The organism is Microbulbifer sp. ABF4_143, assembly GCF_056160225.1.
The window spans coordinates 331,496-351,428 of the sequence record NZ_JBSWWT010000001.1 but is presented as its reverse complement, the minus strand read 5'-3'; the positions used below and the strand labels follow the sequence as shown (position 1 = coordinate 351,428).

At 61.8% G+C, this 19,933-nt stretch carries 22 protein-coding genes; 4 read left to right on the top strand and 18 right to left on the bottom strand.

Translation table 11 applies throughout. The features are described from left to right. Positions 1-223: 223 nt before the first annotated feature. The 5 genes from ACXAF3_RS01700 to ACXAF3_RS01680 all read right to left on the bottom strand — a co-directional run bounded on the left by ACXAF3_RS01700 (position 224) and on the right by ACXAF3_RS01680 (position 4,862). Positions 224-610, bottom strand: a complete 387-nt coding sequence (locus ACXAF3_RS01700) for a PH domain-containing protein (RefSeq protein ID WP_475110568.1) — start codon at positions 608-610, stop codon at positions 224-226. 196 nt (positions 611-806) lie between these two features. Beyond that, positions 807-2,363: an IS1182 family transposase gene (locus ACXAF3_RS01695; RefSeq protein ID WP_475110567.1), complete on the bottom strand. Its 1,557-nt coding sequence runs from the start codon at positions 2,361-2,363 to the stop codon at positions 807-809. A 188-nt stretch (positions 2,364-2,551) separates the two neighbouring features. Further along, complete coding sequence (locus tag ACXAF3_RS01690; protein WP_475110566.1) at positions 2,552-3,403, bottom strand: DUF3800 domain-containing protein; 852 nt, start codon at positions 3,401-3,403, stop codon at positions 2,552-2,554. Positions 3,404-3,713: 310 nt separating this feature from the next. After that, positions 3,714-4,121, bottom strand: coding sequence for a DUF2784 domain-containing protein (locus ACXAF3_RS01685; RefSeq protein ID WP_475110565.1), 408 nt, complete (start codon positions 4,119-4,121; stop codon positions 3,714-3,716). A gap of 222 nt (positions 4,122-4,343) precedes the next feature. Further along, positions 4,344-4,862, bottom strand: coding sequence for a macro domain-containing protein (locus ACXAF3_RS01680; protein WP_475110564.1), 519 nt, complete (start codon positions 4,860-4,862; stop codon positions 4,344-4,346). Between the two features lie 256 nt (positions 4,863-5,118). On the opposite strand from ACXAF3_RS01680, the gene ACXAF3_RS01675 reads away from it, so the two are divergent. Then, a complete protein-coding gene (locus ACXAF3_RS01675; protein WP_475110563.1) occupies positions 5,119-6,201 on the top strand; it encodes a GGDEF domain-containing protein in 1,083 nt (360 codons plus the stop codon). A gap of 30 nt (positions 6,202-6,231) precedes the next feature. Here ACXAF3_RS01675 and ACXAF3_RS01670 read toward each other — a convergent pair whose 3' ends face one another. The 9 genes from ACXAF3_RS01670 to ACXAF3_RS01630 form a co-directional block, all read right to left on the bottom strand. After that, the gene (locus tag ACXAF3_RS01670; protein ID WP_475110562.1) at positions 6,232-6,990 is read right to left on the bottom strand and encodes a VIT1/CCC1 transporter family protein; all 759 of its coding nucleotides are present in this window, start codon (positions 6,988-6,990) and stop codon (positions 6,232-6,234) included. Between the two features lie 29 nt (positions 6,991-7,019). Next, entirely contained in the window at positions 7,020-7,901 is an 882-nt protein-coding gene (locus ACXAF3_RS01665; protein ID WP_475110561.1) for a phytanoyl-CoA dioxygenase family protein, read from the bottom strand. 294 nt (positions 7,902-8,195) lie between these two features. Next, positions 8,196-8,678, bottom strand: a complete 483-nt coding sequence (locus tag ACXAF3_RS01660) for an N-acetyltransferase family protein (protein ID WP_475110560.1) — start codon at positions 8,676-8,678, stop codon at positions 8,196-8,198. Positions 8,679-8,705: 27 nt separating this feature from the next. Next, complete coding sequence (locus ACXAF3_RS01655) at positions 8,706-9,473, bottom strand: hypothetical protein (protein ID WP_475110559.1); 768 nt, start codon at positions 9,471-9,473, stop codon at positions 8,706-8,708. A gap of 18 nt (positions 9,474-9,491) precedes the next feature. Then, positions 9,492-10,634, bottom strand: a complete 1,143-nt coding sequence (locus ACXAF3_RS01650; protein WP_475110558.1) for a PQQ-dependent sugar dehydrogenase — start codon at positions 10,632-10,634, stop codon at positions 9,492-9,494. 289 nt (positions 10,635-10,923) lie between these two features. Beyond that, complete coding sequence (locus tag ACXAF3_RS01645; RefSeq protein WP_475110557.1) at positions 10,924-12,834, bottom strand: DUF885 domain-containing protein; 1,911 nt, start codon at positions 12,832-12,834, stop codon at positions 10,924-10,926. A 130-nt stretch (positions 12,835-12,964) separates the two neighbouring features. Beyond that, positions 12,965-13,813, bottom strand: a complete 849-nt coding sequence (locus tag ACXAF3_RS01640; RefSeq protein WP_475110556.1) for a mechanosensitive ion channel family protein — start codon at positions 13,811-13,813, stop codon at positions 12,965-12,967. 45 nt (positions 13,814-13,858) lie between these two features. Beyond that, positions 13,859-14,452: a DNA-3-methyladenine glycosylase I gene (locus tag ACXAF3_RS01635; protein WP_475110555.1), complete on the bottom strand. Its 594-nt coding sequence runs from the start codon at positions 14,450-14,452 to the stop codon at positions 13,859-13,861. Between the two features lie 188 nt (positions 14,453-14,640). After that, positions 14,641-15,630 carry an SDR family oxidoreductase gene (locus ACXAF3_RS01630; protein ID WP_475110554.1) on the bottom strand — a complete coding sequence of 330 codons (990 nt, stop codon included), beginning with the start codon at positions 15,628-15,630 and terminating at the stop codon, positions 14,641-14,643. 128 nt (positions 15,631-15,758) lie between these two features. Here ACXAF3_RS01630 and dtd point away from each other — a divergent pair, with 128 nt between their 5' ends. Next, positions 15,759-16,196: a D-aminoacyl-tRNA deacylase gene (gene dtd / locus ACXAF3_RS01625; RefSeq protein WP_475110553.1), complete on the top strand. Its 438-nt coding sequence runs from the start codon at positions 15,759-15,761 to the stop codon at positions 16,194-16,196. Here dtd and ACXAF3_RS01620 read toward each other — a convergent pair. Next, positions 16,103-17,263: an aminopeptidase gene (locus ACXAF3_RS01620; RefSeq protein WP_475110552.1), complete on the bottom strand. Its 1,161-nt coding sequence runs from the start codon at positions 17,261-17,263 to the stop codon at positions 16,103-16,105. The two genes, dtd and ACXAF3_RS01620, sit on opposite strands and share 94 nt — an antisense overlap. 29 nt (positions 17,264-17,292) lie before the next feature. Here ACXAF3_RS01620 and ACXAF3_RS01615 point away from each other — a divergent pair, with 29 nt between their 5' ends. Together ACXAF3_RS01615 and ACXAF3_RS01610 are read left to right on the top strand one after the other, a co-directional pair. Then, positions 17,293-17,550 carry a hypothetical protein gene (locus ACXAF3_RS01615; RefSeq protein WP_475110551.1) on the top strand — a complete coding sequence of 86 codons (258 nt, stop codon included), beginning with the start codon at positions 17,293-17,295 and terminating at the stop codon, positions 17,548-17,550. 116 nt (positions 17,551-17,666) lie between these two features. Next, positions 17,667-17,807, top strand: coding sequence for a DUF3149 domain-containing protein (locus ACXAF3_RS01610; RefSeq protein ID WP_475110550.1), 141 nt, complete (start codon positions 17,667-17,669; stop codon positions 17,805-17,807). Positions 17,808-18,223: 416 nt separating this feature from the next. Here ACXAF3_RS01610 and tatC read toward each other — a convergent pair whose 3' ends face one another. From tatC to tatA, 3 genes are read right to left on the bottom strand one after another with little or no spacing between them, the layout of a single operon-like run. After that, entirely contained in the window at positions 18,224-19,042 is an 819-nt protein-coding gene (gene tatC / locus ACXAF3_RS01605) for a twin-arginine translocase subunit TatC (protein ID WP_475110549.1), read from the bottom strand. A gap of 17 nt (positions 19,043-19,059) precedes the next feature. Beyond that, entirely contained in the window at positions 19,060-19,581 is a 522-nt protein-coding gene (gene tatB, locus ACXAF3_RS01600; RefSeq protein ID WP_475110548.1) for a Sec-independent protein translocase protein TatB, read from the bottom strand. Positions 19,582-19,623: 42 nt separating this feature from the next. After that, entirely contained in the window at positions 19,624-19,881 is a 258-nt protein-coding gene (gene tatA, locus ACXAF3_RS01595) for a Sec-independent protein translocase subunit TatA (RefSeq protein ID WP_475110547.1), read from the bottom strand. Between the last annotated feature and the right edge of the window lie 52 nt (positions 19,882-19,933).

Sequence of the window (19,933 nt, the reverse complement as noted above, 5' to 3'; positions counted from 1 at the left end):
AACAGGCAGATCCCGATCAAATATCGCCATCCATTAGAAGGGAGGGAGTACAGCTTCAGCGACAAGTAGGGCCGCGCTTATTGGCTCGAAGAAAGCCAAGGCCGGCGCTCGTCCTTAAAAAAATGACCGCCACTCAGATACCAGCACTTCCTTATTTTTGAAAAATATATTTTCTTATAAAGAGCAGGCCGGAAATACGGGCTTGTTCAACAACTGGATCAGATCACGGCTGCGCGCGATCTATCCTTATTCGTTTGAACTTGCCATCGATGAAATCCAATTTATCTGACGAAATAAATGTATACAATTCGTATTTTTCACCTGACCCCTCTTTAACAAATACAAAATAATTTTTGCCAACTTTATCATCTGTGATTAAGGAGCCACAACTATTATTAAAATTATGCACAGCTAAAATAATTTTTTTACTTTTCCCTTTGTATATTTTTACTACTTCGAACTTGGCGACCTGAAGATACGTTGGGACATATATTAAAGACAAAAGCTTGCCTTCGAATACGGAGTCTGATAACTCAATGGTTCTCTTAGGATTCTGAAGAGCGAGCGTGCCAGGATTGATGATACAAGCCGACGCGCTCAGGCCGACCATTAGAAAAAATAGTACTATCGGAAATCTCATAATGCATAACGAGCCTGCAGAAAAACGAATTTCGAAATAATCGTTTTATGGCTCTCATTTTTCTTCGGTTGAGTGAGCGCTATTTAACCATGATTGTTTTACATAATCACCCATTTCGCGCAGACCGCAGTCATTTCACGTTGGCGAGTGTGGATACCCCCGTGAATTAGTGAATCGCCCCATATCGCATCAATTTCTCGATGTTATGCACTAAACAGAACATCCGCCATTGCCCCTGGACCTTCTCACGGCCACGGAGCGAGAAGCGATTTAACCGTTTATTGGTGCCGATATTGCCAAACACCGGCTCTACCACCGACATCCGGTGACTGTAGATGGTCTTGCCCGCAATACTGTCCACACGCTTTTTCATCCAGTCGGTCGCCGTGTGACCGTTGGTCCAGGTGGTGGACACCTGCCGCCCGTGACCGTCTCGGGTGTCGGCGGAGCTGGGATTGCGCATGCACTGGTGTTTCAGGTGACAGTGGCGACAGTCCGTCAGACGCCCCTCGAAGAACAGCTTGTGCTTGCCCTCGCTTACGCCTTCTTCTCTATAGAGGAGTAGCTCTTTGCCCGCTGGGCAGACACAGGTCTTGCGACGCTTGTCGAACTGGAACTCGCTAGCGGGGATCACCTGCTTCACGCCAATCATCGTATCGCGGTGCCGCTTGCCGTACTTCTCTTTTTGTCTGGCGAAGACTTTGTCGCGGGAGCGGAACTGATTGTCGGGGATAAAGGCATTGATGCCTTCGTCTCTTAGATACTCGTTATTGGCTTCATTGGAGAAGCCGGTATCGGCAGTGACGATAACCTGCTCAGCGAGGATGTTGTTGTGAATACCGGCTCTGCGGTAGCGAGCGGTGAGCCCGTCAAGTACAGGCTTTAAAGTGTGGTGTTCCTGACCCTCGCCGAACGCCTGGGCCTCGACAATAATCTGGTGTTTCTTGTCCACCGCTGCAACGCCGTTGTAGCCCTGGATGGTGCCCTTGCTAGTGGTCATCTTGGCCGACTCGTTGTCGGTGATATTACTTTTGACTTCTTTTGGTTGTTTGCCTTGCCCCATCCTTGGGGATGCCGTCTTTAGGAACTGATCAATCTTGTCGAAGTGTTTCTGCAGTGTCTCGGTGGCCTGCGCTAGGCGCTGCTTGCGCTCTCGTTCGGCTGGCTTGCGTCCGTCGAGCTTCTTGTGCTCCTTCAGGCAGTGTCGGATCTTCTTGCGAATCTTGCTCCGCTTCTGTTCCAGCTCCTTGAATGTACCCGAGTGCGTCTTGCTAGCATTGGAGGACATTTTGCAGCCATCGATGGCAAATAGCTCATTGCCTAACAGCCCCTGCTGATCACAGACCATCAGCACTTGCTCAAAGATAGCCTCTATCGCATCGGGGTGGCTACTGACGAAGCTGGCAATACTGGTGAAATGCGGCACTGAGTCACAGGACAGCGCCTTGAAGATGATGTTGTGTTCACACTGCCACTGGATTTCACGGCTGGACGTTATGCCCTTGGAATAAGCAAACAGGATAATTTTCAGGAGAATGGCCGGGTCGTAGGCTGAGCGGCCACCGGCGTCATTCTGGTACTTGTTGTAGAACGCGGATAGATCGATATGATTGTCGATGAGATGGTGGAGGGTAAATTCGAAGGTTCCAGGCTGCAGCTGCTCCTCAAAATTGATTACAACCATCGCGTCCTGGTTGTAGTTATACCGCTTGAAATTGGGCATGGCGGGCATTCCTTTTATGATCCGCCAATTCTATCAAAAAACACTACTTCTACAGAGTTTTTCTACAACCAGAACGCCGCGCTCAGGGGCGGCTTACTTTGTGTATTTTATGCGCGATAATGGAGCGAAGCGACTGCGCATAAAGTGCACAAAGTAAGCCGTCCCTTTGCAGCGCTTTGTTAACTGAATTACTGCAGGCCATAGTGTTTCTTCCAGCGGACTCTAGGCTTACACTGCAATTCCGTAAGGAATTCATTTAAATTCTTTGATTTTTTACCCGTACGCTCCACTATATTTTTTCGTTTTAATCTATTTGATATTTTCGCATAGCATTCTGCATAGAATTGTTTAACCACATCGGGCCAACCTTCACGATAGCCCTTATCTATTTCCAGGAATCTGCGTAAACACAGTGCGACAAGGTCTGATATTTGAATCATGGGATTCTTTCTAGAGTCTACTGGATAGCTGAATTCCACAATCCATTTTATCCGATGCGCCTCGACTCCCTGGAACCTTCGGTCATGTACAATTTTTTCAATTTCTTCGTGAAGATTTTCTTTTTCATCTAAAACGATTAAACCGCGAGCGGTATGACCTAAATTCTTTTTGACATGCCAGTTTATGTAAGTAAGCAGGTAATCAAACGAAGATAAGTAGGGTGTTTTATAGTCGTACTTGAAATCGAAATCGCAGCTTGAACCTAAAAGTACTTCTTTTTCTATGGCGAAATAGAATGTGTCATGCCCAAGATCCTCGAGCAGATCAAGTATATTTCTAACTAATTGAAGTCGCTGCTGTATTGGATGATTTTCAAAGGGGCCTTCACCTTTTGGGCTCAGCAACTCTAGGGAATGAAGCTCAAAGTTATCTGGTAAAGCGCCATTGAAATAATCTGAAAGTATCTTTGAAAATGCTTTCTGCGTGTTATTCCATTTCTGATCAGCTACGGATATACCGGCAAGTACAAAAATTGGCTGCTGCTCATCTTCTAGATTGGCGCCCGTGCAACCGCTCTCATCCATGTAGAAAAAATGCACTTGAAGCCCTCATTCAGTTAACAGTTTTATTCTTAAGCGTGTGCACATCTGTACACCGCGTATAGATATAGGCATTTGCACCTATATCTGGTCACAAATACCCATATATAGCCATAATTCAGCTCGGCAGTCACTAAACTTTTCCACCATTCGATTACACCGCATTACAGCATTGTCCAGGCTATTTCTTACTCGCGCATAATTTTGTGCCCATGGGCGCCCCGGGAACGAGGGCCGCTGCGCAGTCCCGCAAGGCAGGCACGCCGGAAAAAGCGAGCACGCTACGTCCTTGCTTCGAGGCCGCCAGCCGTCAGCGCCGACGAAACGGCCGCGGGCGAACCCAGAACCAGCTGACCACTACGAGTGCTCCAAACGCGGTGTAGCAGACGATAAATACCCACTCCGGCAGGCGGTAGTACAGGATACTCTCCAGCCAGTGGGCTATGAATGAACCGGAATAGACTGCCCCCCCAGCGCGTTCCCGCAGTGCCATCTCCCAGATCGTCAGCGGGCAGATGACGCTGAGCCAGGATTGCAGCACCACCACAGCGATGGCGGCCAGGTGCAGCAGGCGAAACCAGGGGTTGCGTACCCAGGACCAAGAGCGCCATTTTCCGAGCAGGATAAACGCGAGGCCGAAGACGACGAACACAACGAAAAGCACATGGGTGACTAGGATTGTGTCTGCGGCCAGCAGGTAGAGTTCTTGCGGTTCCATAGATGTCCCGGCCCCTATCGTCAGCCCTGTACATAAAAGCCCCTGTGATAGGCGACCTGTCCCTGCGCGAAACGCCCACCAGAAGAACGCCTGAAAGTACTCCGGCGGCACGCCGGGAGGAGCCAGACGGTCGATCGCTTCAAATCCGAATTGGCCGCGACTGGATTCCGCCCCACAGCGCAGACTGGTCGCGGCCAACGGCCGCCCCACGGTGCTGTTTGGTCACTCGCTGAAGAAACACTTTTCCACCCGCCGCCACTCCCCCAGCGCCGCCGGCGTGTGCAGGCAGACCGTCAGCCGCTCGAACCCGCTCCCCTGTGCGTACAGTACCTCCAGCGCCTGGTGCGCCGCTATCGCGTGGGGAAAGCGGTTGGTGCCGGCGCCGAGGGCCGGGAACAGCAGCTTCTTCAGCCCCTTCTGCCGCGCCAGCGCCAGTGCGCTCTCGTAGCAGCGCTTCAGCTGCGCCAGCGCCTGGGCGCCCCACTGGTCGCCGCTGCTCCACTGCGGTGTCACCGTATGCAAAAGGTACTGCACCGGCAGGCCGTAGGCGCGGGTGATGCGGGCCTCGCCGACGGCGCACTCGGGCTGCTGTTCGCAGGCCGCCGCCAGGGCGGCGCCGCCGCGCTCGTAGATCTGTGCCGACAGGCCGCGCCCGCGGATCAGATGCTTGTGCGCCGGGCATACCAGCGCGTCGCCCCGCATTGTCAGGATATCGCCGCAGGTCAGTGTAATTTCTGTCACGGTTTCTCAATTTCAACAATCCACCTACTGATACTGTAGCGCGGCGCTTTGGCGCCGGGGCGAATCCCCCTATACTGACCGCGCTTCACAGCGGCGGCTCGCCCGCGCCCTCCCGGGCGGTGAAGTCTCTTGGGGTTGTGGCGCCGCGCATCGGCGCCAGTGGGTGAATAGAAGAAGATGCGGTCGCGCGCCCGCTGCGCGGCCCCCGGGCCGGACGGAGGTAGCGCATGGCGGCCCGTATAAGACAGGAAACCCAATGCAATCAGGGTACGATTCTCAAAACCTGGCCTTTCGCGATCCGCTCGAGGAGGCGCGCCAGATAGAGCTGCGTCGTCGCATCCAGGCCTCCGGCTATATGCTGATCTTCTCCATGGCGATTACCGGCGCCATGGCCATCATCGCGCTGACCGGCGCCGATATCCTTCAGGCCGCCACCCTGTTCGGCGTGGCGGTGGTAATTCTGGCCGCCTATATCGCGATCAACCTGGTGGGCCAGAGCCGCAAGACACCGCTGCTGGTCGGCGTGTTGCTGGTGGTGCTCTACTTCTATCTGCTGCTGTCCGGCGGTGTGAACAACACCGGCCTGATGTGGGCGGTGATGCTGGTGCCCGGCTTTATCAACCTCTATGGCTACAAGGGCGGCACCGCGGCACTGATCGCGATCGGCGGCGCCACGGCGCTGGTGCTCTTCTACCCGGACTTCCCCGGCCTCACCGCCGACTACGACACCGGTTACCGCGCGCGTTTTATCGCCGTGTTCGGCGCCCTGACGGCGCTGACCGCATTGCTCGACAGCAGCCGCCACCAGACCCAACAGCTGTTGCACCGGCTGACCCGGGAGCTGGAAAACCGCGCCTCCACAGATGCGCTGACCGGGCTGGCCAACCGCCGCGAGGCCTACCGCGCCATGAATGAACTGGAGCGCCGCAGCCGCCACCTGGCCGGCCGCTACGCGGTGCTGATCGGCGACCTGGACAACTTCAAGACCATCAACGACACCTTCGGCCACGCCTTCGGCGACCGCGTGCTGCAGGACGTGGCGGAAACGCTGCGCCAGAACACCCGCGCGGACGACATAGTGGCGCGCTGGGGCGGCGAGGAATTCCTGGTGCTGTTGCCGAACACCGACCTGCACGGCGGCGGCATTCTGGCGGAAAAGCTGCGCAGCCGGGTGGAGGCCCTGAGCGACAAGTACGATCCGCCGGTGCCCATCTCCATCAGCTTCGGCGTCGCCGAGGGCGATCCCGGCAGCGCGACTCACGGCCAGTTGCTGGCGGAGGCGGACGCGCGCATGTACCGCGCCAAAGACGGCGGCCGCAACCAGGTGGTTTCGGTTTAACCGGGCCGCCGGGCGCCCGTGCGCGCCGCTCTATGCGGCGACGTCGACCAGCCCGCGCAGAAACGCGCCCGTCGCCAGCGCGAGGCCCGCGGCCGCACCGCCGAACAGCAGCGTCTTGATACCCGCGGGCAGGATGCGGCGGGAAAATATCGCGCCCTTGCACAGGCCGATGGCGAAAAAGGTCAGCGCCGCCAGCGCCGCGCTGAGAGCGAAGCGGGTGTCGTCCGGCAGCGCCGCAAACAGGTAGGGCAGCAGCGGCAGGGCGCCGATACTGACGAATGCGGCAAAGGTCACCGCGGCCGAGCCGACCGGGCTGGCGGCGGTGCGGTTGATGCCGTATTCCTCCACCAGCATGGTGTCGATCCACAGTTTGCGGTTGGCGGTGATGGTGTCGACGATATGCTCCAGCGCCTCCCCGCTGAATCCTTTGGCGGCGAAAATCTGCCGCACCTCCTCGCGCTCGCCCTCGGGCACCAGGTCGATATGGCGCTCCTCGGTGCGCCGCGCCGCCTCCCGCTGCTCGCGCTCGGCGCCGACCGCCTCGTAGTTGCTGACCGCCATGCTGAAGCCGTCGGCGAGCAGGTTGGCAAAGCCCAGAACCAGCACCACCGCGTTTGGAAAGCCGGCGCCGAAGGCGCCGGACACTATGGCGAAGGTGGTGACACAGCCGTCGATGGCGCCGAGCACAAAATCCGACACCTTCTGCGAGCGCGGCGGCTGCCGCAGGCGCCGGGCGATATTCTCCGGCCGGTGCTCTTTGAGTAGGGCCTGCCTGCCCGCTTCTTTCATGGCCGTTTCCCGTGTCCGTTTACTGCATTCTAGGCCACTGCGGCCGGGGTGCAGTCGCGGCTGCTGAGGAATTCCGGGCGCGGTTTGAGGCCGCCGAAGGGCGCCTGCGGCTTGTTCTCCACGCTGTTGTACACGCACATCAGTACCTGGCGGGAATCGCCGGAGATATTGTCCGGGGAGCCGTGCAGCAGGTTGCACTCGTGGATCACCAGGGTGCCGGGCCTGCCGGTGATCGCGTGGATTTCGCGCCCGCGCAGTATTTCGCGCATGGTGTCCGGTTGCGGCACACCGAGCACCTGTTGGCGCAGGGAGGACTTGTAATTGTCCTCGCCGGTTTTGCCGCGGCAGGATACATAGAGTTTGTGCGAGCCCGGGATCACGTACAGAGGCCCGTTGTGCTCATGGTTTTCGCTCAGCATGATCCAGGCGGTCAGCGCGCGCATGCGCGGCATGCCGTCCTCCACGTGCCAGGTCTCGAAATCCGAGTGCCAGGCGAAGGAGCGACCGGTGAAGGCGGGTTTGTTATTGAGGCGCGACTGCATCAAGTACACATCCGAGCCCAGCAGCTGGCGCACCAGTGGCAGCACTCTCTCATGGCGGAAGAAGCGGTCCACCAGGGGGCTGAACTTGTCGGGGCTGAATATGGTGCGCAGCGCATTGCTCTGCGGCTCGCAGACCAGCTCCTCGCGGCCGCGCAACTGTTCACGCAGTTTTTCCATTTCGTCGCGCAGCGGCTGCACCATTTCCGGCATATAGTCCGGCAGTATCAGATAGCCGTTTTTTTCGTAGTCATCCAGCTGTTCGCGGCTGAGTGGTCCGGGCGCAGCCGCATCGCCGTAGACCACCGGATCTTTTCTATCGATGATTTGCTCCCTGCCGCCAATCCGCGAAGGGTACAGATCATCTGCCATAGGCATGCTTCCTCCTGTGTGATTTTCCGTTTTTTAGCGACACAACGCGATCCCGCCCACCTGCGGGCAGAACGCGAAAATCAGAATGTAACTGCGGCGTGCGACCGCGATTGTGGGGCCCGGAAATGCGGGCCATTGAGTGGTGATCGAATCACCGGAGACGATCCGCGGCCGCAAAGGCCGGGATCGGAGATGTAAATTCGCAGCTGCCAATTTACCGGTGCGCTATTCCACCGTTTCAACGCCGGCGCGTCAAGCGGGCGGAGAGGGAAGGAGGGAACCGAGGGCCGCTACCTACTGCAGGAAGCGGTGCAATACAAAGGCGTCCACCAGCCCCCGCTCCGGGTCCAGGTGGGCCCGGGGCAGGGTCTCTATGATGGAGAAGCCGAGCTCCTGGTACAGGGTCAACGCGGCCCTGTTACTTGCGGGCACGTGGTTGAACTGCATCTCCTGGTAGCCGGCATCCTGGGCTCGGGCGATGCAGCGCTGCGCCAGCGCGCGGCCGACGCCGCGATCGCGCACTTCCGGGCGCACCAGCAGGGTGGCACCGGCGACGTGGTGCGCGAGGCCGGGAAAGTTGACGCCGAGCCTGCAGACACCCAGCTGGTGCACATCCTCCTCGGCCACATAGGTCGAGCAGCCCGGAGTCAGCCACTGGCAGTGGAAGGAGTCCCTGTCCACGGCGGCGGAGAAACGCAGCGCGCCACTGTCGCGCACCGCGCGAAAAATGCCCCAAAGGGATTCCAGGTCCTCTTCCACCGCCTCGCGGATATGCATACTCGCTCCCCTGCCGGTGCGCAAAATCTATTTGACGATAAAGCTGGTCCTGTCGACGCCGGTATTGCCGGTCTTCGGGTCGTAGGCGTAGACGAGTATCTCGTAGACGCCCGGCGCCTCCGCCCGCAGCGGCGCGGCAAAGGTGTTCATGCCGTCGAGCTTCAGCGGCACAGTCGCGAAGGCCTCGCCGTCCTTCTCGACGATGGCCGCCACCTCGATCCGGCTGCCATCCCAGAGTCCGCCGTCGGTCAGCGGGCAGCCGCACATCATCACCACGTTGGCCTTGATCTCGAACGGGCCCTTGTCGACGCTGGTATAGAAGTGCGTCTGCGGGCTCAGCAGGTCGACGACAAAGCCCGGTATCTCGACGATCAGGCCGTCACCGTCTATCGGCTTGCCCGGCACCAGCCAGGTCTGCGTCTGCGCCAGCACCCGCGCCTGCTTCTTGATATGGGGCGCCAGCACCTCCACGGTCAGGAAAACCGGCTCGCTGATATCGAGTGTAGTCTCGAACTTGGCCGCGCCGCCGGCGATGGCGTCGTAGCGGCCGCGGGGCTTTTGCATGATGGTTTCAGTGTTGCCGGTGCTGCCCTCGGTCAGCCCCTGGGCCAGTATCTCCCCGCTGTCGGCGTCGCGGATGCGCACCATGGCGCCGCCGATAGAGGTGCCGATAAATTTCGCGTCCTTGGCCTTGGCGCGCACGACGATTTCGGTGGGCTCCGCCAGGGCGTTGGCGGCGGCGCTCAGCGCCAGTAGTGCCAGCGCCAGGCGGCTGAGAATTTTGCCGATATCCATGTCTTTCTCCGGGGTGATTTACTTTGTCAGGGGTTCCAGACGGTAGAGGCCGCCATCGCTGCTGTCGTTGAGCAGGTAGATATAGCCGTCGCGGCCCTGGCGCACGTCGCGGATGCGGCCCAGCTGGCCCTGCAGCAGCGTCTCGGTGCCGGCCACGCGGTCGCCGTCGAGGCGGATGCGCAGCAGCTTTTCGCTGCCGAGGCCGCCGGCCAGCAGGTCGCCGCGCCAGCCGGGGAAGCGCGCGCTGTGCACCTGCGCCAGGCCCGAGGGCGCGAAACGGCCGTCGTAGATCAACACCGCATCGCGCACACCGGGCAGTGAGGGCACGCCGATGGGCTCGCGGCTGCCGTAGTCTTTGCTGCGGGTCGCGATGGGCCAGCCGTAGTTGGCGCCCGCCTCGATCAGGTTCAGCTCGTCGCCGGTCAGGGCGCCGTGTTCGCTGGCCCAGATGCGGCCGTCGCCGTCCACGGTCAGACCCTGGATATTGCGGTTGCCGTAGCTGTAGATCTCGTCGAGGGCGGCGTCGTCGCCGGCGAAGGGGTTGTCCGGGGCCGGTTGGCCGGTCTCGGTCAGGCGCAGCACGCTGCCGGCGTGATCCAGCTTGTCCTGCGCGCGCGGCGGGTGCACGCCCCTGTCGCCGACGGTCATCAGCAGGGTGCCGTCCGGCAGCCAGGCGAGGCGCGAGCCGTAGTGCCTGCCGGGGGAGGAGAAGCGGTCCTGCACAAACAGCTCCTGCAGGTGCGTCAGCCGGCCCTCCCCGAGGCGCGCCCGCGCCAGCGCACTGGCGGACTGGCCGCCCTCGCCGGGCTTGGCGTAGGTGAAGTAGATCCAGTCGTGTTCGCCGTCGCCGTATCGCGGGTGCAGCGCCAGGTCGAGCAGACCGCCCTGGCCGAGCGCGGACACCGCCGGCAGGCCATCGAGGTAGGCGATATCGCCGCCGTCGATCAGCGCCAGGCGGCCGCGCCGCTCGCTGACGAGGTGGCGCCCGTCCGGCAGAGTTGCCAGGGCCCAGGGGTGATGCAGGCCGGAGGCGAGGCGCACTATGCGGAAGTCGTGGCGCTCGCTCTCTATCCGCTCGGCGACGATATCGGCGGCATTTGCCGCGCCGCTGGCGGCCAGCAGCAACAGGGCCAGGCGCAGGAAGGCGGCGGGTCGAACCATGTGCAACTCTCCGTTTTTTGCTGTTTTCGATTTCCGGCGGATGCTACCGGGCCGCCGGTGAAAAAACAAAAAGCCGGGCAATGCCCGGCTCAGAGTGTTTATCAACCCCTCCTGTCGTTCTAAGCAGGGGCTGTGGCGGCAAAGCACCGGGACGGGTATTTCGAAACGCTGTGAATACATCCCTGTACGCTCCGTCCCAGCACTTTGCCTTCGATTCCGGCTGTCGGACCTTGCCGGCAGCCTGAGCCGGGCAGCGCCCGGCTTTTTCGCTTGTGGATGCGCCCGGCGATCAGCCGTTCTTGACCTGCTCAACCCAGGCCGCGACCCGCATCTCCAGCATCGGCAGCGGCAGGGCGCCACCGCCGAGGACGGTGTCGTGGAAGCCGCGGATATCGAACTTGTCGCCCAGCTGTTCCTTCGCCTGCTCGCGCAGTTCGAGGATTTTCAGCATGCCGATCTTGTACGAGGTGGCCTGGCCCGGCAGGGTCAGGTAGCGGCGCACCTCGGAGCGCACCGCGCCCTCCGGGATGGCGGAGTTCTCCAGGAAGTATTCCACCGCCTGGTCCTGGGTCCAGCCCTTGGCGTGCATGCCGGTATCCACCACCAGGCGGATGGCGCGCCACATTTCCGCGGTCAGGCGGCCGAAGTCCTTGTAGGGATCCTGGAACTGGCCCATCTCCTTGGAGAGCAGCTCGGAGTAGAGCGCCCAGCCCTCGACGTAGGGGGTGAAGTGCGCCTGGGTGCGGAACTGCGGAATGCCCTCCAGCTCCTGGGCGATGGAGATCTGCATATGGTGGCCGGGGCTGCCCTCGTGGTAGGTCACCGTCTCCATGTCGGTGGTGGACAGGGCGCTCATGTCGGACATATGCACATAGTAGGTGCCGGGGCGGGAGCCGTCCGGGGTGCCGGGCTGGTAGTGCTGGGCGCCGCCGGGCACTTCGCGGAAGGGCTCGACCCGCTTCACCACCAGCTTCGCCTTGGGCAGTATGCCGAAGTACTCGGGCAGCTTCTTCTCGATATCCTCGAGGAAGCCGCGGGTCTCCTTCAGGTATGCCTCGCGCCCCTCGTCGGTGTTGGGGTAGTAGAACTGGTCGTCGGTGCGGATAAAGGTGAAGAATTCCTGCAGGCTGCCCTCGAAGCCCACCTGCTCCTTGATCGCCTCCATCTCCTTGCGGATGCGCGCCACCTCATCCAGACCTATCTGGTGCACCTCGTCGGCGGTCAGCTCCAGGGTGGTGTAGTTGGCCAGGCGGTTGTTGTAGTAGGCCTCGCCGTTCGGCAGGCTGGAGGCGCCCTTGGGCTCCTCGCTGGCATTCTCGCGGTCGGCCTGCAGCCAGGCGACATAGGTGTCGAAGGCGGGTTTGAACTGCTCCTTCAGGCTTTTCTCTACCTGCGCCTGCAATTCCGCCGCGGCCTTGTCGTCGATCTTACCGTCTTTCTTCAGCTTCTCGATCTTGCCTTTCGCATCGGCGTAGAGCGGGGCCTCGCCCTCGCCGCCGAAGGGCGCGCCGCTGGTGACCTTCTGCGCGCGCTCTATGGCCAGATCGTAGGCGAAGCGCGGCGGGCGGATGCCGTCTTTGGCGGCGAGCTGGGCGCGCTCGAGCAGCTGGTTCATCGCGCGGCTGACGCCGTCGATACGGGCGATGTACGCCTGCATGTCCTCGACGGAGTCCACCTTGTGGATATTGATCAGGAAGTTGGGCAACGAGGCCTCGGGGCCGCCCAGCTCACCGGCGAAGTAGCCGTGGCGCTTGAAGGGCTCGGCCGCCTTGTCCTGCTCGTACTGGAAAATCCACAGGTCGTAGGATTCCTTGCCGGCGGGGGTCAGTTTGTCGTAGTCGAAGTTTTTCTTCAGTTCTTCGACGGTCTTCGCCTTCCAGGCCAGCTTGCGCGCATCGGCGGCTTCGCTCATATCGTCGATCTGGTCGTACAGATCCTTGCGGCCCAGGTAGGAGAGCTGTATCGGGCTGAACTGCAGCTCTTCCTCGTAGCGCGCGTCGAGCCACTCGGTCAGGCGCGCCGTCTCGGCGGCGGGGTCGACGGCCTGGTCTTTGGCCTCGGCGGTCGCGGCCGCGTTCTGGGACAGCGCACTGGCGCCGGCCTCCGGGGCCTCGTCGCGCTGGCAGCCGCCGAGGATGGCCAGGGCCAGCAGGCTGGGAATCAGGGGCTTGGCAATCGGGGAATGGTGCAGTTTCTTCATTGGAATCTTCGTGTCCCGGTCAAATTTTGCTCAAAAAAACGCCGGTTACTTTGACATGAAAACGGCGGGGTGTCGATTCACCCGCCCCAGGGTTGCGGCGCAGTTGCGCCGAGCCGATGGATTCCCGGGATCAGGGCTCGCCGGATTCGAGCCGCCCGCGCGCCCGGCCGGCAGAGTGTTCGACGATATGCAGCTCCCGCTGCGGGAAGGGGATGCTGAGCCCGGCCGCCTCCAGCGCCGGCTTCAGCCGCTTCATCAGCGACCAGTGCACGTCCCAGTAGTCGGCGTTAGCGGTCCAGGCGCGCAGGTGCAGGTTCACCGAGCTGTCCGCCAGTGCGCGCACCGCGTAGCTGGGCTCCGGTTCGGCGAGGATGCGCGGCTCCTCCGCCACCAGCCGGCGCAGCACCTCCATGCCGGTCTCTATATCGTCGCCGTAGGCGATGCTGGCGACTATCTCCAGGCGGCGGGTGGCGTTGCGGCTGTAGTTGATCAGCGTCTCGCCCCAGACGGCGCTGTTCGGGGCGCTGACGCGCAGGCCGTCGACGGTGTCCAGCTCGGTGGTGAAGAGGCCCACCTGGCGCACCGTGCCCATGGTGCTGCCGAACTGAATGGTGTCGCCGACGCGGAAGGGGCGCAGGCCCAGCAGTATGAAACCGGCGGCGATATTCTGCAGCGTGTCCTTCAGGGCCAGGCCCACGGCGAGGCCGGTGGCGCCGAGCAGCGCGATCAGGCTGGTGGTATTGACCCCGAACTTGTCCAGGACCACAAGCCCGCCGACGATATACACGGACCAGACCGCGATATTGCTCAACACCGGGATCAGCGTCGCGTCCAGCCGGTTGGACAGGCGGCGCACACCGCGGCGCGCCAGCTTTGCGGCGACGACGGTCAGGATCAGCACCAGAATTGCGGAGCCGAGCCTGAACAGGCCGTTCAGGATCTGCGGCCCGTAGTCTTTCATCAGTTCATTTAAATCCATCTGCACGTCACCTCTTGCGCGAAATTTTGCCGCCCGGGCGGGGAACTACAGTAAATTCTTTGCCGCCGCCTCGTCCACACACTGCCGATAGGCCGGGCAGTCGATCAGGTGGTCGTTGACCATGCCGGTGGCCTGCATATGCGCATACATGATGGTGCTGCCGACAAAGCTGAAGCCGGCCTTCTTCAGCGCCCTGCTCATCGCATCGGATTCCGGCGTGGTGGCCGGCACCTGTTTCAGGCTGCGGCGCTCGTTCACCATTACGCGGCCGTCGGTGAACTGCCACAGGAATTCCGCCAGGCCGATGCCGCGCTCGCGCAGGGCGAGGGTCGCGCGGGCGTTCTTTACCGCGGATTCCACCTTGAGCCGGTTGCGCACTATGCCCGGGTCCTGCAGCAGTTTTTCGATCTTGCGCGGCGTGTAGCGCGCGATTTTTTCCACATCGAAATTGTCGAAGACGCGGCGGTAGTGTTCGCGCTTGTTCAGTATCGTGATCCACGAGAGTCCGGCCTGGGCGCCTTCGAGGATCAGAAACTCAAACAGCTTGCCGTTGTCAGTGACCGGACGGCCCCATTCCTCGTCGTGGTATTTTTGATAGAGCGGTGTGCTGAGACACCAAGCGCAGCGTTTGTCTTCCACAAATGTCCCTATGTTTTCCCGTGTTGGCGGGCAAAAGCGTCCTGTAGGAGCCTGCCGTGACCGCCCCCCATGGCGGTCACAGCAGGCTCCTACAAAGCGGGGTTATCACGCGCCGGAGAAGAAATAGTGCTGTATCAGCTGCAGCACCAACAGCAGCATAACCAACACGAAAACGATATTGCCGCGATTCACGCCCGCGCCTCCAGCAGTTTCTGTTCGATCAGCCAGTCGCGGCACTCGCGCAGCATGGTCTCGAGTTTCACGCCCGGGTCGTAGCCCAGCTCCCGCTCGGCCTTGGCGCTGCTCGCAGTGACGCGGCGGGTGATCAGCGCGGCCTTCTCCGGCGTGATCACCGGCTCGCGCCCGCTGACCCGCGACCACAGATCCGACAGGCGGGCGATCGCGCGGATCGCGACCGCCGGCGCAGTGCGTTTCGGCACCGGTTTATTCAGCAGCGTCGCTATCTGGCCGAAGAACTCCAGGAAGCTGGCATCCACACCGGCGAGGATATAGTTTTCGCCGCAGCGGCCCCGGTGATAGGCGCTGATATGGGCGCGCGCCACGGCCCCGGCGTGGCAGAAGGAACCGCGCCCCGGCGGCACGCCCGGCAGCTGCCCCTTGTCGATCATAAAAAAGGTCTGGGCCCAGCTGCCGGTATCGTATTTGCCGACGATGGCGCAGGGATTCAGGATCACCGCGTCCAGCCCGCGCGCAATTTCCGCGCGCACCGCCTGCTCGGCGCGCTTCTTCGTGAACAGGTAGTGGTGGCGCGGGTCGTCCGCCAGCTGCGGGCTCTCCTCGGTGATGGTCTCGCGGTGGTAGCCGTAGGCGGAGATGGAGCTGGTGAGGATCAGCCTGCCGGCGTTCTTCTCCCGCGCCACCCGCGCGATATTGCCGCTGCCCTCGACATTGTCACACCACTGCTGCGCATTGCCGCCGCGCCACATATTGGTGTTGGCGGCAACATGGAAAACCGCATCGATATTTTCCGGCAGGGCCGCGCGCAGCGAGCCGATATCGGTCAGCGACGCCTGCACCGGCTCAGCGCCCATCTTCCGCAATAGCTGCGTATTCGAACCGCCGCGGTGCATCGCGGTGACCCGCCAGCCTTCGGCGAGCAGCTGTTCGATCAGGTTGGCGCCGAGGAAGCCGGTAGCGCCGGTAACGAATGCGTGCATTATTATTCCTCCCTCCCCGTCCTCCTCCCGCAAGCGGGAGAGGGGCGCTGCTCTTTCGGTTTATTCGCCGCAGACAGTTGGCTAATCTAGGGCATTTCCTCGTTGGCTTCCAGGGCGGTTTATTTGCGATGAAGGGATTGATTCAGCGCGTGCGCCACGCGCGGGTGGAGGTAAATGGTGAGACGGTCGGCGCCATCGACCGCGGCCTGTTGCTGCTGCTGGGCGTGGAGGCGCGGGACGACCGCGAGAGCGCGGACAAGCTGCTGCACAAGGTGCTGCACTACCGGGTATTCGGCGACGAGCAGGGACGCATGAACCTGAATGTGCAGCAGGCCGGCGGCGGCCTACTGGTGGTGAGCCAGTTCACCCTGGTGGCGGACACGGCCAGAGGGCTCAGGCCCAGCTTCAGCCGCGGCGCTGCGCCGCAGCAGGCGGAGGCGCTCTACGACTACTTCGTCGAGCGGGCGCGGGCTCAGTTCGCGCCGGTGGCCTGCGGCCTATTCGCGGCGGACATGCAGGTGTCGCTGCTGAACGACGGGCCTGTGACCTTCCTGCTCGAGACCTGAACACCGGACGCCCGGTAGCGAGCCGCCAGCTGCGCGAGCCGCCGCTTGCGCAGCTCCTCGCTCTCCTCCCCCAACCGCTCCGCGGCCCGGTAGAAATCCTCCCAGCCGCCGCTCTCTGCGTACAGCTGCTTGAAGGCCGGCACCAGGGACTGGTATTCGGCCACCAGCGCCAGGGTCGCGTTGTTGGTCTTCTCGATATAGGCGCGGTAGCGCTCCGGGTTGGGCCAGTCCGCGGACAGGACGCGGTAGCAGCGGCGCAACTGCGCCAGGGTCTCGGCCTTGCGCGCGCGCTTGGCGTCGTCCGGAATTTCCGCCGCGTAGATCGATTCCAGCCGCTTGCGCGCCGCCGTCATCAGCCGGTTGACCGCCAGCGCCTGGGCGCGGGCGTCCGCGCCCATGCCCTCTATGCCGTAGCGGCGGCGCCAGTCCGGCAGTGCCAGTTCCGACACGGCGGTGGCGAAGCTCTCGTTGAAGCGGGTGTCGCCGGCGATATACACGCGCCGGTGCGCCAGTTCGTGGAACAGCAGTCCGGCGAGGCGCTCCGGCGACCAGTTGACGAAGCTCGACAGCACCGGATCGTCGAACCAGCCGAGGGTACTGTAGGCCGGCACCGGCCCCAGGTAGACGTCGTAGCCCTGGGCCAGCAGCGCCCGCGCCTTGGCGCGCGCGGCCGCCTTGCTGAAATAACCGCGGTAGCTGGCGCAGCCGGCGATCGGGTAGCACCAGCGCTTCGGCTTCAGGGACAACTCCTCTGCCGCCAGCACATTCCACACCGGGTAGTCCCGATCCAGCTGCACATAGGCGCCGTAGGCCCTGCCCACCGGCAGCCGCAGTTCCGCGCCGGCATAAGCGCGGATCGACTGCACCAGGCGCAGCCGTTGCTGCAGCTTTTCCTCCGTTCCCGGCGCCGCCACCACTTCCTCGATGGGCTCCCGCGCGGCGAGTATGCGCCACTGGCCGCCGGCGGCCTGGGCGTAGTAGCCCGCCGTCTCGCAGCCGCCCAAAAACAACAGCCCCAGCGCGGCCGCCGCCACTGGCACGAAAAAACGCCGAATGCTGATATACACTCTAACCATCGTTCGCGTGAGGTGTTTGCATGGAGTCGACAGCCATAGGGCCGGGTATGGCGCCGGTCGCCGCCGTGTTGACCGTCTTTGCGCTGGTCTTCGCTTTCATCGGCTGGCTGCGCCTGTTGCGCGTCTGTTTTCGCCAGCACCTGCTGCTGGGCCTGATCGCCGTTTTCCTGCCGCCCCTGGCCCTGTTGATCCTGCTGCCGCGCTGGGAAGAGGAGCGCGAACTCTTCGCGCTGGCCGCCGCGGCGCTGATTTTTATCAGCATAGCCGGGATCTTCTAGCCGCCGCACCCGCCTCCTCCGCGCCGCGGCGGGCCCCAACCTTGATCCAGATCAAGCCGCGCCCGACGCAGCCCCCTAGACTGGCTCCGTAACCGATGTGAAAGACGGAGCCTGAAATGGACGCGCTCATTGACCTGTTTACCAGCTTTTCCGGCCTGCTGAGCCTGGGGGTGATCGCCTTTATCTGCGTGATGGCGGCCTATCTGATCCGCCTGACACTGCGCAATATCGAGGCCGATTCAAAAAACCACTCTTAAGCGCACCGACTTGAGTTCCCGCTCCTGCCCGGAGCGGGATCAGCCCAGGAGCAGATCACTATACCGGGCCAAGTGTAGCGCGGCATCGTCGCCGGCGGCCGGCGCCGGTCAGCGCCAGATACAGGGTGGTGCTTTGCGGCGAGGTTTCTAGGGAACCTCTGAATAACTCCATGGCCTCTCTGGCTTTCAGAGCGGTTCACAATCAAGGCGCGACTTTGCAGGAATGCTAGACCTTTCAAAAAGTCGCAACGCAGAGTGTGAATCGCTCTGAAAGCCCCGTAGGGCGGGCCCTGAAGCATGCATCTGCGGCGTTGCAGCTCTTGCAAAGGGCTGGAGCAGAAATCTGCCAGGCGAATATTTCCAGGCCTTGTTCAACCTTATTATTCGCCTGCGAGCAGGCTCCTACAGGCGCGCTGTCAGGCGCTGCGCTCCTTCGGTGCGGACTTTATCCAGCGCCCCAGCAGTATCCCCACCTCAAACAGCAGCCACATCGGGATCGCCAGCAGCGACTGGGAGATGACATCCGGCGGGGTCAGCAGCATGCCGATCACGAAGCAGGCCACGATCACATAGGCGCGCTTGCTCGCCAGGGTCTTGGCGTCCACGGCGCCGCTCCAGATCAGCAGCACCGTGGCGATGGGAATCTCGAATGCGAAGCCGAAGGCGAAAAACAGTTTCAGCACCAGATCCAGGTAGCGGCTGATATCCGGCAGTACCTTGATATCCGAGTGGGCGGAGCTGACGAAGAAATCGAACAGGATCGGGAAGACGACGAAGTACGCGAACGCCATGCCGGCGTAAAACAGGATGACGCTGGAGATCAGAATCGGGGCCGCGAAGCGCTTTTCGTTCTGGTACAGGCCCGGGGCGATAAAGGCCCAGGCCTGATAGAGGACATAGGGGATGGCGACAAAGAAGGCCAGGATAAACGTGGTCTTGAACGGGGTAAAAAAGGGCGAGGTCACCTCGGTGGCGATCATGCCGGCCCCCTCCACCAGCCGCGCCTGCAGCGGGTCGGCGACGAAGTCGTAGATCTCCGCGGCGAAGGGCACCATGCAGGCGAAGATGACCACCACCACCAGCAGGGTGCGCAATATGCGGTCGCGCAGTTCGATCAGGTGGTCGATAAACGGCTGGGTGCTGTCTTCCTGGGAGGGCTGAGGGCTCCCTTCCTCATTGGGCTGAGGGCTCTCCTCCTCATTGGGCTGAGGGCTCTGTTGCGACTGGTCGCTCATGTCACTGCTACCTTAGCTCAAGGCTGCCTGTCATTTTCCTGCGGCGTTTTTTCCGGGGCCAGGTCTTTTCCGGCGGAGTGGGCAGCGCGGTCCGGGTGGTGCGGGTTCAGTTCCGGATCGCCGTAGTCGTGCCAGTGCTCCGGGTATTCCGGGTCCTGCAGCTCCTCGGCGTTCTCGTCCTGTTCCGGCAGGTAGTCGTCCGCGTCCGCCGTCGGGTGCTTGGGGTCGCGGGGCGGCTCCTCGGTCGGCTCGGGCCGGGGTTGCAACTCCTCCTTCCGGTCCACCTCGGTGAAGGCCTGCTCCATCTCGCGGCGGCTCTCCTCCAGTTCGCGCAGTATGCGCTCGTTGTGCAGCTCGCGGCGGATATCGTCTGCACCCACCTCTTTTTCCAGCTCCTCGCGCGCACTTTGCAGCGTGCGCTTGATACCGGACCACCAGCGCGCGGTGGTGCGGATGGCATCCGGCAGCCGCTCGGGGCCCACCACCAGCAGGCCCACTATGGCAACCAACAGAAGCTCAAAAAAGCCGATATCAAACACGGACTGTTACTCGCGCTGGCTGTTTCTGGTTTGGGTTCAGAGTCACTTGTCCTGGGACTGTTTGTCTTTGTCCCGCGCGGATTCTTTCTGCTGCGGCTTTTCCTGCTCGTCGTGCTCCAGCTTCTCCGGCTCCTTCTCCTCTTCCTTTTCCTTGTCCTCGTCCTTCATCGCTTTCTTGAAGCCCTTCAGGGCGCCGCCCAGGTCGCTGCCCAGGTTGCGCAGGCGCTTGGTGCCGAACAGCAGCAGCACTATGACGAGAATGATCAGCAGCTGCCAGATACTAATTCCACCGAATCCCATAGTTTTCTCCAGATTGCACAATTGACGGGGCGGCCGCCGCCCTATCCAACAG

Coding starts and splice junctions, on each gene's coding strand:
- ACXAF3_RS01700 (WP_475110568.1), bottom strand. CDS start 610: ATGGTCGGCCTGAGCGCGTCGGCTTGTATCATCAATCCTGGCACGCTC.
- ACXAF3_RS01695 (WP_475110567.1), bottom strand. CDS start 2,363: ATGCCCAATTTCAAGCGGTATAACTACAACCAGGACGCGATGGTTGTA.
- ACXAF3_RS01685 (WP_475110565.1), bottom strand. CDS start 4,121: ATGGAACCGCAAGAACTCTACCTGCTGGCCGCAGACACAATCCTAGTC.
- ACXAF3_RS01675 (WP_475110563.1), top strand. CDS start 5,119: ATGCAATCAGGGTACGATTCTCAAAACCTGGCCTTTCGCGATCCGCTC.
- ACXAF3_RS01670 (WP_475110562.1), bottom strand. CDS start 6,990: ATGAAAGAAGCGGGCAGGCAGGCCCTACTCAAAGAGCACCGGCCGGAG.
- ACXAF3_RS01665 (WP_475110561.1), bottom strand. CDS start 7,901: ATGGCAGATGATCTGTACCCTTCGCGGATTGGCGGCAGGGAGCAAATC.
- ACXAF3_RS01660 (WP_475110560.1), bottom strand. CDS start 8,678: ATGCATATCCGCGAGGCGGTGGAAGAGGACCTGGAATCCCTTTGGGGC.
- ACXAF3_RS01655 (WP_475110559.1), bottom strand. CDS start 9,473: ATGGATATCGGCAAAATTCTCAGCCGCCTGGCGCTGGCACTACTGGCG.
- ACXAF3_RS01650 (WP_475110558.1), bottom strand. CDS start 10,634: ATGGTTCGACCCGCCGCCTTCCTGCGCCTGGCCCTGTTGCTGCTGGCC.
- ACXAF3_RS01645 (WP_475110557.1), bottom strand. CDS start 12,834: ATGAAGAAACTGCACCATTCCCCGATTGCCAAGCCCCTGATTCCCAGC.
- ACXAF3_RS01640 (WP_475110556.1), bottom strand. CDS start 13,813: ATGGATTTAAATGAACTGATGAAAGACTACGGGCCGCAGATCCTGAAC.
- ACXAF3_RS01630 (WP_475110554.1), bottom strand. CDS start 15,630: ATGCACGCATTCGTTACCGGCGCTACCGGCTTCCTCGGCGCCAACCTG.
- dtd (WP_475110553.1), top strand. CDS start 15,759: ATGAAGGGATTGATTCAGCGCGTGCGCCACGCGCGGGTGGAGGTAAAT.
- ACXAF3_RS01615 (WP_475110551.1), top strand. CDS start 17,293: ATGGAGTCGACAGCCATAGGGCCGGGTATGGCGCCGGTCGCCGCCGTG.
- ACXAF3_RS01610 (WP_475110550.1), top strand. CDS start 17,667: ATGGACGCGCTCATTGACCTGTTTACCAGCTTTTCCGGCCTGCTGAGC.
- tatC (WP_475110549.1), bottom strand. CDS start 19,042: ATGAGCGACCAGTCGCAACAGAGCCCTCAGCCCAATGAGGAGGAGAGC.
- tatA (WP_475110547.1), bottom strand. CDS start 19,881: ATGGGATTCGGTGGAATTAGTATCTGGCAGCTGCTGATCATTCTCGTC.